Raw genomic sequence first — 1,778 nt, 5'->3', positions numbered from 1 at the left:
ATTGTAAGTCTAGCCATGTCAGCCCTCCTTGTGAGTTTCGCTTTTACTGGTATTCTACCAGATTAAACCCGGGAGTGCTGACATGGTATTTTTATGTGCTGCCTTGATATTGTGTCAGGTCGGAGAATCGCCAGATTAGGTTGGACATCATCTATAAAATATGCTTTTTTTTTTGTTTATGACGGTACTCCACCATATAGGTGAAGGATCATGACCTCTGACTGAATGTGATTGTAAACAAAAACGAGATGATACGCTAGTATTGGAGCAGTGTTCGGCTGTTGGACTGCTCTGGTCAGTTTGGAGATTTTATGCCGGCTCTGCATGAAGCAAATAATGAAGATCAGTTTCTTTTATTTTTGAACGAAGCCAAGTTGCATCGTATGCCTTTTGGGGGACCTTGCGGGTTCCGAAAGACAGTACTTGTCACTTTGAAAGAGCGCTTAGAAGAAGATGAGAAGACATTCAAGGCTAGGTGGAATGTTTATCCTGATTTCGTCGTTTCACCTGTCAAAAACACTAATTTCGGGACGCATCGGCAAATTGATATAGAAGAAATACGGCGCGACCCTAATCTGTTGGCGGTCGTAGGCACACCCGAACGCTCTCTCTGCCGCGTTCTTGCGAGTCACGGCGTAAGCGATGTGAGGTTTTTAACCGACCCCAGCTACAAGAAAGTTAATGCAAACTCAAAGTTCTTTGAAAGTCGAAGAGCAGAACTGCTTAAGGTCTTCAACTTGCTAGAGGATATTGAAAGCAAGCTCACCTTTGCATCTATTGTGAAGTACAGAATAACAGGCGATCATGGGTATTTACGGATTGCACCATTTTCTGAGTATCACCATCCCATTGTTAAGCCTCAAGAGGGCGATGTCGTTTTTGATATCGGCGCATCTAACGGCGTGACATCGGCTCATTTTAGCAAGATGGTGGGGAAGAAAGGGATGGTTTACGCTTTTGAGCCTGAACCAAATAATATCGAGAAAATAAAAAAAAGGATAGAGGCAAAAAAGTTTACGTCACAAATTGAACTCGTGCCTTTTGCCTTAGGTGAAAAGTCTGGAGTGGTCAGTTTTAATGGTAGTGGCGGCTCTGGCAAAATTGTCGAGCGTGGAGGTTATGAGGTAAAAGTCACAACATTAGATGAGTTTTCTTCAAGTCTAGTTTTTCATGAGCGCCTAGTCCTCTCGTTTGATATAGAGGGAGGAGAGCAAGCCACCTTACGAGGGGGGCTAAATTTCTTGCGCCGTACAAGGCCGTTTCTTCAAATAAGCATATACCACGGTGCAGATGCGTTGCACGAAATTCCACTATGGGTCTCTGAAAACCTTGAAAATTATGTGTTTTTTATGGCCCACCATGATTCTTATCACTGTGAGACAGATTTATATGCCATCCCTAAAGAAATGTATGCCCTGCCTGACGTGCCCTAGGGCTTGTCGACAATTATTTTAGCCACAACCAAATGGCTCCGACCTGCCCGCCCGTTGCCCGGATTGCGGACATGGTTACAGCTATGAGCTGGAGCGGCCGGAACTGGGTTTCTGGGCCAGTTTTTGGCGGACCTTTTCACGGTGGTTTATTTTGCCCGTGGGTGTTGTTTTGCTTTTGGGTTCGTTGATGTAACTAGTTTGTATATTGTTTTTACTTGACCCCCTTCCGGATAACCGGGAGGGGGCTTTCCTTATGCGGCACGTTGTCAAGCACCCCGCTAATTCTGATTTTATGTTTTCGTAGGCCGCATTCATCCCTCACCTTGCGGTGCAATTAATTGATAT

General features: G+C 44.8%; 1 protein-coding gene. It reads left to right on the top strand.

Features of this window, described 5'->3' with window-relative positions:
* Positions 1-311: 311 nt before the first annotated feature.
* Complete coding sequence (locus G496_RS0114410) at positions 312-1,433, top strand: FkbM family methyltransferase (RefSeq protein WP_027179890.1); 1,122 nt, start codon at positions 312-314, stop codon at positions 1,431-1,433.
* Positions 1,434-1,778: the final 345 nt, after the last annotated feature.

Source organism: Maridesulfovibrio bastinii DSM 16055 (assembly GCF_000429985.1).
Lineage (GTDB): Bacteria > Desulfobacterota > Desulfovibrionia > Desulfovibrionales > Desulfovibrionaceae > Maridesulfovibrio > Maridesulfovibrio bastinii.
Note: the sequence above shows the minus strand (reverse complement) of the source record. Positions and strands in the feature narration are given on the sequence as shown.